This window comes from Caballeronia sp. M23-90 (genome assembly GCF_053574605.1).
This window is the reverse complement of sequence record NZ_JBSIPA010000246.1, coordinates 1-9,672: the sequence shown is the minus strand read 5'-3', so window position 1 is coordinate 9,672 and position 9,672 is coordinate 1. Positions and strand designations below refer to the sequence as shown.

The window sequence follows — 9,672 nt, the reverse complement described above, 5'->3', positions numbered from 1 at the left end:
TCGCCCAGCCCGGCAATCCGCGCCCGCGCATGTTCCGGCTGCCGGATGCGCAAGCGCTCATCAACCGGCTCGGCTTCAATAACCGCGGCGTCGATCAGTTCGTCGAGAACGTGCAGGCGGCGCGGTATCGCGGGATTCTGGGACTGAATATCGGGAAGAATGCCGATACACCCATCGAACGGGCCGCCGAAGATTATTTGTATTGCCTCGAGCGCGTGTATCCGTTCGCGAGCTACGTGACCATCAACATCTCGTCGCCGAATACGAAGAACCTGCGCCAGTTGCAAGGCGCGGGCGAACTCGACGCACTGCTCGGTGCGCTGAAGGACAAACAGCAACGTCTTTCCGACATGCACGGCAAGCTCGTGCCCCTCGCGCTCAAGATCGCGCCCGATCTCGACGACGAGCAGATCAAGGAGATCGCCGCCACGTTGCTGCGTCATCAGATCGACGGCGTGATCGCCACCAACACCACGCTGTCACGCACCGCTGTGACCGGCATGAAACACAGCGATGAAGCTGGTGGTCTGTCCGGCAAGCCGGTGTTCGAGGCGTCGAATGCGGTGATCCGAAAGTTGCGCGTGGAATTGGGCAATGCCGTGCCGATCATCGGCGTGGGCGGCATCACGTCGGGCGATGACGCGCGTGAAAAACTGGCGGCGGGGGCATCGCTCGTACAGATCTACACGGGCCTCATTTATCGCGGACCCGCGCTCGTGACAGAGTGCGTGGAAGCGCTGTCGCGCCAGCCAGCCGCTGTATGACGCGCGAAGCATCCCTACCCGTTCTCATAACCACATGAGGAATCGATCTGAAGCAGTCACGGCGATTTCGCTATCATCGCGGCACTTCAGATTACCGATAAAAACTCGGACAAAGGCAAACAACACATGAAATTGACTCTCTTCAAGAAAGTGCTTGTGGCAGGACTGATCGGCGCGTCGCTCTCGGCGGTCGCCCACGCAGAAGATCTGCTGGATTCGGTCAAACAGCGCGGCACGTTGCGCATTGGCCTGGAAGGCACGTTCCCGCCGTTCAACTCGAAGTCGCCGCAAGGTGAACTGGTCGGATTCGATGTGGATATCGCCAAGGCTATCGCGGCGAAACTCGGCGTCAAGCCGGAGTTCGTCACGACCGAGTGGAGCGGCATCATCGCCGGTTTGCAGGCAGGCAAGTTCGATGTGATCGCGAACCAGGTCGGCATCACCGATGCCCGCAAGCAGACGCTCGATTTCTCCCCGGCCTACACATATTCGAACGCCCAGCTGATTCAGCGCAAGGACGACACGCGCAACTTCAAGACGCTCGACGACCTGAAGGGCAAGAAGCTCGGCGTGGGCCTGGGCACGAACTACATGGACATGGCGAAAGCTGTTCCGGGTATCGATGTCAAGACGTATCCGGGCGCGCCTGAATACTTGCGCGATCTGGCATCGAACCGTCTGGACGCCGCGTTGAACGACCGACTGATGCTCGCGTACCTGATGAAGAATTCGCAGTTGCCGCTGCGCACCGGCGCGAACGTCGGCCCGGGCAACCCGTCGGGCATCCCGTTCAAGAAGGGCAATCCGAAGTTCCAGAAGGCCATTGATGACGCGATGACCCAGCTCGAAGCCGATGGCACGTTCGCCAAGATCTCGGACAAGTGGTTTGGTATCGACGTGACCAAGCCGGCTGTAAAGTAAAATCCGGGCGCTCCGCGTTCGGCATCGGGGCGGCGTCTTGACGATGCCGCCCTTGGCTTTTGATACCCGCCTCGATCGATAAGAAGCCAACTCAATCCCTCATGTCCACGACATCCCTGCTCGTTCAATCGATACCGGCACTGGCCCAAGGCGCCGTGCTGACGATCAAGTTCGCGGTCTACTCCATGTTCTTCGGCCTGATAGCCGCCGTCGTGCTTGCGGTCATGGGCATCAGCCGCAGCAAGACGCTGGTGGGGATCGGACGCGTCTATGTAAGCGTGATGCGCGGGACGCCGCTGCTCGTGCAGATCTTCGTGATCTATTACGGGCTGCCGAGCCTTGGAATTTCGCTCGATCCGACCCCGGCTGGGGTGATTGCGTTATCGGCGAATGCGGCCGCGTATTTGTCGGAGAGCATGCGCGGGGCGATTCTCGGGATCCAGAGCGGGCAATGGCTGGCAGCGTATAGCCTTGGGCTTTCCAGGTCGCAGACGCTTCGATATGTGATCGGCCCGCAAGCGTTGCGCATCGCCGTGCCGAGTCTTTCGAACAGCCTCATCAGCCTGATCAAGGATACGTCGCTGGTTTCCGTGATTACGGTGACCGAACTGCTGCGCAGCGCGCAGGAAGTGATCGCCGCCACATACCAGCCCTTGCCGTTGTATCTGGCCGCCGCCGTGGTTTATTGGGTGCTGTGCAGCGTGCTGGAATTCGTGCAACGGCGGCTCGAGCGGAGATTGGCACTGCCGGGAAGGCATTAAACGGCACTTAGGCTTAGCCGTCTCCTTAGCCGTCCAGCCGCGCGCCGAATCTTCCCAGGCGCGGAAAATAATGTTTCTCCGGGTCGAGCGAATACGCAACCCGTCGCGCCCTCCCCATCAATTCATCGCGTGGGAAAAAACCGAAATAGCGCGAATCCGCGCTGTCATCGCGGTTGTCTCCGAGCATCAAATACTGCCCCTTCGGCACGGTCACCGGCCCGAACGAGCGCCGCGGACTCGGCGCGAGGACCGACAACCTGACCACGTGCGAAACGTGCCCGAGCTTCTCATCGAGATACTCGCCCGGTGACGATGAATCACCCGCCACGCCCGCGACATCCACCGGCTGGTAAGCAGCGCGTTTGCCATCGATGTAGAGCACGTTGTCACGCATGGCGACCACGTCCCCAGGCAGACCGATCAACCGCTTCACGATCAGTTCCTTCGCCGCCGACGAATCCACCGTCACGATGTCCCCACGCTGCGGATCGTGCAGATGCAGGATCGCGACATGGGTGAACGGGACGCGCAGATCGTAAGCCATCTTGTCCACGACGATCCGGTCGCCTTCGCGAATGGTCGGCAACATGGAACCGCTCGGCACCACGTTCCAGTCCGCAATCGCGCTTCGAAACAGGGCCATCAGGACCAGGAACGCCACCAGCTTGCGATTGTCGCGCCAGAATCGGGATAAGAATCGCATGGTAAAAATGCCCTGCATGTGAAGACGTCGCAGCGTATCGCGACAATCTGAAATGACGCTTAAACAAGTCGGTGCGCGGCGAGACCGGTCTGTCACTCGGTCTCGAACGGGAAATGCACGCCGAGGTCGCGGCGGGCGGCGTCGGTGATGAAGATCATTTGCATCGATACCGCGTGACGCATGATCGGACTTTCAATCGCCCCAGCGCGCAGCAGCTCGCAAAAGTGCGCGGTTTCGTAGTTCAGGCCACCGCCTTCGAAAGGTGCATCGAGTTCGACCGTGCGGCCATCTACGTAGCGAACCGTCGCGCGCGCGGGGTTCCACCAGTTCTCGTGAATCGTGACCGTGCCGCCGGTCGCGGCAAGCAACGCGTCGCCCTTGCCCTGAAGATCCATACCGCAAAAGATCTGCGCGACACCGCGTTCATGGCGCACATTCAAGCTCGCAAAACTGTCGACGCCGCTTTGCCCGAGCCTGCCGAACGTCTGCACTTCAAGCGGTTCGCCGAGCCAGTCGACCGCGAGGAACGCTTCGTAAATGCCGATATCGAGCAACGCGCCGCCGCCCATGTCCATCGAATACGAAGGATGGTCGAGCGGGACATTTGCAATCGAACACCCGGCGCGTACAAGTCCAATCTGGCCGATCGGGTCCGCCGCCAGATGCTCGCGCAATTGCGTGTAGAGCGGGTAGAACGGCGGTTTCATGGCTTCCATGAAGAGGAGCTTCGAAGACCGGGCGGCGTCGATCATCTGCTGCAACGCGCGTGCATTGACGGCGGCCGGCTTCTCGCAAAGCACGGCACGCCCCGCCTTGAATGCACGCAACGCATACTCGGGATGACTGTTCTGCATGGTCGCAATGTAGAGCGCGTCGATATTTTCGAGCATTGCGTCGAAGCTTTCGAAGGCCTTCGTCTGGTATTTGTCGGCGAATGCGCGCGTGGGCTCCCTCCGGCGCGACCAGACGCCTGCGAGCTGCGTGCCCGGTACGAACGCCAGCCCTTCGGCGAAGCGGTGTGCAATGCGTCCCGCGCCGACGATACCCCAGCGAATCGTGCTCTCTTCGTTCATCTGCTGCGCTCCGTGATTTGATGTCGATGACTCAATGACGCTCATTGTCCACTAAGGGAGCGATCGCCGGGAGGCGTGAACAAACGGCAGGGAGTTAAAAAGACGAGAGGGAGTGAAACGTTTGCGCAGGGAAGAACCCCAGAGACGGCGCCTGAAGCGCCCGGTCACGAGAAACGTGACCAGAAATCTCCCGGAACCGTTCCGGGATCAAGCATGCAGCACGTGCCGAAATCAGGCGCCCGCTGACTGTGATTCGTCGATCGGCGGAGACGAACTGTCCTCGCGTCGTTCAAACGAAAACGCGCGGCCGACTTCTTCAGCCGTGACATCGATCAGGCGGCTCATCGCACGTTCGGCCGCGGCGGCATCGCGTGCACCGATCGCTTCCACGACTTCGCGTTGCGCGCCGAGCGTAGCTTCACGCATCGTCGCAATGCCTTGCACGATCGGATAAACCGTCACCAGCGCCCCACGCACGATAGCCGTCATCTGCTGAAAGAACTGGTTTCCGCTCGCTGCAACAATGCGTGTGTGAAGCGCGACATCGGCTGCCTGGAACTCAGGCTCGCCCGTTTCGAGCGACGACAATGCGTCGAACGCTTCGCGAATCCCGGCAAGCTCGTCGGGTGTCGCGCGAGCCGCAGCCAACGCAGCCGCACGCGGCTCGATCAGCATCCGGAACTCGATCACGTCGCGTAAAAACGCCTGGTCGGGCGTGGCCCTGAAACGCCAGCTCACGACGTCTTCATCGATCAGCCGCCAGTCGCTCATCGGCCGGATCCGCGTGCCCGTCTTGGGGCGTACGTCCAGCATGTGACGCGCGAGGAGCATGCTGAGCGCCTCCCGCATCACGGTCCGACTCACGTCGAACTCCTTCGATAAAACGTCCTGCGGCGGCAGGATCGCGCCGTACTTCTGTTCGACGATGCCCGATACGAGCCCGTCCATCACCTTAGCCACCAGTGACCGCTCTTTATTTTCGTCCATCACCCCTCTCCCCTTGCGCCCCACATTGTGTCCCTGCGTATCCGGAAAGCTTCCCCAAGCTCCCGGAACCGCACGCCCGTGCAAAGCCGATGAACCAGCAGTGCCGCTACGTGCTCGATAAATTGCGTGTTCAATACCGCGAACGCCAGTCGGAATGTCCCTCTCAAGGGTTATCCCTTTGCCTCTCTTGCGTTCAAGGCGCTGCTTCGGCAACCGCTGTATTAAGTACTCCGTGATTCCTGTTGCCTTGTTGCCCTGAGCGGTGGCCTGTGTTCTTTTTTGCTTCGCCGTTCAGTTCATGCATTCGTCTTGCGGGTCTTCTTTTCCGCGACGCGTCCGTACTGATCATCGAAGCGAACAATGTCGTCTTCGCCCAGGTACGTACCCGATTGAACTTCGATCATTTCCAGCGGCGTCTTGCCGGGATTTTCCAGTCGATGCGTCGTGCCAAGCGGAATGTAAGTGGACTGGTTTTCGGTCACGAGGAATGTCTCTTCACCTCGAGTAACAAGCGCCGTGCCGCATACGACGATCCAGTGCTCCGCGCGATGATGGTGCATCTGCAGCGACAGCCGCTGACCCGGCTGCACCACGATCCGCTTCACCTGGAAGCGCTCGCCGTGATCGATCGAATCGTAGAAGCCCCACGGACGCTGTACCTTGCGATGATCGTGCGCTTCTGCGCCCTTCGCTGCTTTCAGACGGCCGACCATCGCTTTCACTTCCTGCACGCGGTCCTTCGATGCCACGAGAATCGCGTCAGCCGTCTCCACCACGACCACATCGCTCACGCCCACGCATGCAACGAGCCGTCCGTCGGAATGCGCAAAGCTGTCGTGCGACCCTTCAAAGAGCACGCGGCCACGCGCCACGTTGCCGTCTTCGTCTTTCTTCGACATGTCCCACACTGCGTCCCACGCACCGACGTCGGACCAGCCGGCTGCGAGGGGCACGACCACGCCCGGGAAACCCGGCTCGTGTGCGATGCGTTCCATCACGGCGAAATCGATGGAGTCCGAAGGGCATGCTTCGAAGGCGGCGACATCGAGTTGCGTGAAGCCGTCCTGGTGCAATCCGCGTTCGAACGCCGCGATGCACGCCGCGTGAATAGCCGGTTGAAAGTGCTCGATCGCGGCGAGCCACACGGATGCGCGGCACACGAAAATGCCGCTGTTCCAGAGATATTCGCCCGATGCAAGGTACTGCTCCGCAATCTCGCGCCTGGGCTTTTCGATAAACCGTTCAAGCACGTGCGCTTCGATCGCGCCAGTGATCGAACCCTTGAGCGCCGCACCCGCCTTGATGTATCCGTAACCTGTTTCAATCTTGTCCGGCACGATGCCGAGCGTGACCAATGCACCGCCTGCCGCGTGTTCGATCGCGGTCGCGATGGTGCGCTGGAATGCGTCGGGATCGGAGACTGCATGGTCTGCGGGCATTGCGACAATCACGGGATCGACGCCTGGAACGGTTGCCTGGGCAGCCCATGCAGCGAGCGTAAGCGCCGGCGCCGTATTGCGCGCACACGGTTCGAGCACGATGCGCGCATGGCGCCCATTACGCTCGATCTGCTGTGCGGTCAGCAATTTGTGTTCCGATCCGCATACAACGATGAGTTCTTCGGCAGTCTCGAGTTGCAGGGCGTGATCGTCCTTGCCGGATGCATCGAGACCGTCGAGACGACGCAGCGTAGCTTCCAGCAATGACTCCGAACCCATGAGTTCGATCAGTTGCTTGGGGAACTGCTGCCTCGACAAGGGCCATAGCCGCGTGCCTGAGCCGCCTGCAAGAATGACGGGCTGCACACGCACGCTCGCGGCACTCTCCACGGCAGCGCTCGCGAGGGGATGGCTGGACACGTCCACGGTGACTCCTGATGCGTAAAAGCTGATTGGGGGCTGAACGCGTCGAACAGGTGCGGACGCGCGGAACACACGCATCGATTGATGCGTCATTTAAACAGGCAAATATTTTTAGTTCTGTGCGCGCGCGAACGCCCGCACGCTGTTACGTCTTCGGCGCTTCATTACCGGGACCCGCGAATCTTGCAGATGTCACGCAACGCAAAGTCGACGCTGGACCCGTCACCCCGCGCTAGGGAGCAAGCGCTGTCGCAACCGCGCCGCGACCTCACGCAATTCGCTCGATTCGAACAACGACCATCCGAGGTTGCCCACAACCAGCGCCACGCAGATTGCTGCCATGCTGCTCAGCGAATCCATGTAGTCCGCGCACAGCGTAGCGACGATCAGGAACGCCAGATGTCCCGCCATGTTGCGCACGATAGGTTGCGGCTTGAGCTTCGAAAAGTAGAGGAACGCCGCATAGTCGAAGAAGGTTTTCGCGACCACTGCAACGCCCGCGCCCAGCAAGCCGTACCAGCGAATTCCCAGCCACAGGACCAGCGCGAACACCGGCAATCCGATCCAGCCGACCCGCGCCACTTGCGCCGGATTGGCCTTGGCCTGTATCAGCACGCTCATGATGCTTGACTGACCGGCAAGCCACACGCCAATCACAAGCACCCGTCCGACAGGCGCAGACTGTACTGCCATCTCGTGGCCAAGCCATACGTTTAAAAACGGTGCAAGGGCGAACAGTGCGACCACCACGCAGGGCGTGAACGCACAGTTGAGAAACGCCAGGGCCTGATGCGACAACGCGCCGGCGTGTTCACTGCCCGAGGCGGAAAAGCGCGGGAAGAGCGTGCGCAACATGGCGCTTGGCAACAGGTTCAGACGCGTGACGAGGTTCTGCGGCGTGGCGTAATAAGCCACGGATTTGGCACCCAGCATGGAGCCGATCACCACGCGGTCCAGCGTGGTTGCAATCATGTTCGCGCCTGAGAACAACAATAGCCAGCGCCCATAATTGAAGAGCTCGCGGATCAGCGGCCATTCAGGTTTTGCGACACCGGTGATGCCGAGCGCGCGGAATGTGCCATAGCCCAGCAGTAGTGCCGCAAGGAAGCGCGCGATGACCGCAGCCGGCACGACCACCGCCAGCGACGGCGAGATCAGGTACAACGCCGCAAGCGGAAGCAACTGGAACATGAACGTGCCGACAGTCTGGTTCGTGTTGTACAGCGTAAACTTTTCCATGCCGCCGATCGCGCCGCTGAAGACCCACGACACATTGGCGATCGGTACGGCAATCGCAATCCAGGGCAGCGATTGCAGCACTTCGCGCTGGAACGCCGGCGCGATGGTCGCGATATGCACCACGTAGATATACGCGCCGAACCAGATCATCACGGCACCCGCGAACCCGGTCGCGAGGTTCAGGAAGAACGCGCTCCAGAAAATGCGCTGGATGCTGCCGTCGTTTGCGTCACGCGCCTTGGCGATGTAGTTTTCAGTCGCCATCGAAATGCCGAGATCGAGCACGCTGAAGTAGCCAATCAACGCCCACACAAGATTGATCACGCCATAACGTTCGATACCCATGCCATGGATATAGGCCGGCACCGTCGCGAGCGAGACGAACACGGGCAGGATGAGCCCGGCGAAGTTGATCGCGATGTTCTTGAGGAGACTTTTTTCCATTGAGCGACGGACCGATTACAACAAATCAAACAGGATGAACCCGGGGACCGCGGACAGCTTGCGGTGATGCGCGACACGTCCAGGACGTGCCGCGTAGTGCATGAAATAACTGTCCGGCCTGCGAGTTTATGATGCACCGGAACAATCAGACAATTGACCGCTAGGGTAAAACCCTTGCGCCCTGGGGTCTGTGCGAATTCGAACGCATCAGGGCGCGCTTTGCAATTGGTTACATTCGCTGCGCCTGACGTGGCTCGAGAACTTCCGTATGCCGCTCCTTGGTGCGTTCAACGGGCGCCTGGAAGACAGGCAGGATCGAGCGAAAGCGCGGACGCCGACGCTTGTGACCCAACGTTTGTTGCGACTCGTCACGAACGAATGCAGCAAACGAAGCCATCAGTTCCTCGCGCGCCGGATAAGAAAAACAGGCGTGGTCGAGCGTCTCGCTGTGGATCGTCTCCACGTTGCGCCATTTGCGCATGCGCCAGCCGCCCGCGCCAAAAAATATCGCGAACTCTTCCAGGCCGGCATCGGCATTGCCGTATACAAAGCGCACCTGGACGCCGCGCTCGCCGAGGCCGCGCACCATTGCCCGGACACGGGAGCCGACCGAGTTCACGCCCACTGTGCGTTCCGCAAGATACGCGATGCTCGCCGTGAACCGTGTACCCATGCGCCGCACGAGTTCCTTTGCGATCGGTGCGACCTCGCGCTGGCCGCGCAAGACACGTTTCCATTTGCGCGCGTTCACGAACGAACGGATGAACGTGCTGGTTGCCGTGCCCGGACAGGGGAGCCGACCGAGTTCACGCCCACTGTGCGTTCCGCAAGATACGCGATGCTCGCCGTGAACCGTGTACCCATGCGCCGCACGAGTTCCTTTGCGATCGGTGCGACCTCGCGCTGGCCGCGCAAGAC

9 protein-coding genes are annotated in these 9,672 nt (G+C 60.7%); 3 read left to right on the top strand and 6 right to left on the bottom strand.

Going from position 1 to position 9,672, the window contains the following annotated elements:
• The 3 genes from pyrD to ACRXB1_RS21825 form a co-directional block, all read left to right on the top strand.
• On the top strand, positions 1-764 hold a 764-nt coding region (pyrD, locus tag ACRXB1_RS21835; RefSeq protein WP_449493185.1), incomplete at its 5' end, for a dihydroorotate dehydrogenase (quinone).
• A 126-nt stretch (positions 765-890) separates the two neighbouring features.
• A complete protein-coding gene (locus tag ACRXB1_RS21830) occupies positions 891-1,685 on the top strand; it encodes a cystine ABC transporter substrate-binding protein (RefSeq protein WP_449493184.1) in 795 nt (264 codons plus the stop codon).
• Positions 1,686-1,786: 101 nt separating this feature from the next.
• Positions 1,787-2,446: an amino acid ABC transporter permease gene (locus ACRXB1_RS21825; protein WP_061999568.1), complete on the top strand. Its 660-nt coding sequence runs from the start codon at positions 1,787-1,789 to the stop codon at positions 2,444-2,446.
• Positions 2,447-2,471: 25 nt separating this feature from the next.
• On the opposite strand, the gene lepB is transcribed toward ACRXB1_RS21825, so the two are convergent.
• From lepB to ACRXB1_RS21795, 6 genes are all read right to left on the bottom strand, one after another.
• Positions 2,472-3,149: a signal peptidase I gene (gene lepB, locus ACRXB1_RS21820; RefSeq protein WP_449493183.1), complete on the bottom strand. Its 678-nt coding sequence runs from the start codon at positions 3,147-3,149 to the stop codon at positions 2,472-2,474.
• 92 nt (positions 3,150-3,241) lie between these two features.
• Positions 3,242-4,222: a Gfo/Idh/MocA family protein gene (locus ACRXB1_RS21815; RefSeq protein WP_449493182.1), complete on the bottom strand. Its 981-nt coding sequence runs from the start codon at positions 4,220-4,222 to the stop codon at positions 3,242-3,244.
• Between the two features lie 231 nt (positions 4,223-4,453).
• On the bottom strand, positions 4,454-5,209 hold the full coding sequence (locus ACRXB1_RS21810; protein WP_061999570.1) for a FadR/GntR family transcriptional regulator: 756 nt from the start codon (positions 5,207-5,209) through the stop codon (positions 4,454-4,456).
• Positions 5,210-5,505: 296 nt separating this feature from the next.
• Entirely contained in the window at positions 5,506-7,074 is a 1,569-nt protein-coding gene (locus ACRXB1_RS21805) for a mannose-1-phosphate guanylyltransferase/mannose-6-phosphate isomerase (RefSeq protein ID WP_449493181.1), read from the bottom strand.
• A 219-nt stretch (positions 7,075-7,293) separates the two neighbouring features.
• The gene (locus ACRXB1_RS21800; protein WP_061999571.1) at positions 7,294-8,754 is read right to left on the bottom strand and encodes an oligosaccharide flippase family protein; all 1,461 of its coding nucleotides are present in this window, start codon (positions 8,752-8,754) and stop codon (positions 7,294-7,296) included.
• A 229-nt stretch (positions 8,755-8,983) separates the two neighbouring features.
• A complete protein-coding gene (locus tag ACRXB1_RS21795) occupies positions 8,984-9,478 on the bottom strand; it encodes a hypothetical protein (protein WP_449493180.1) in 495 nt (164 codons plus the stop codon).
• Between the last annotated feature and the right edge of the window lie 194 nt (positions 9,479-9,672).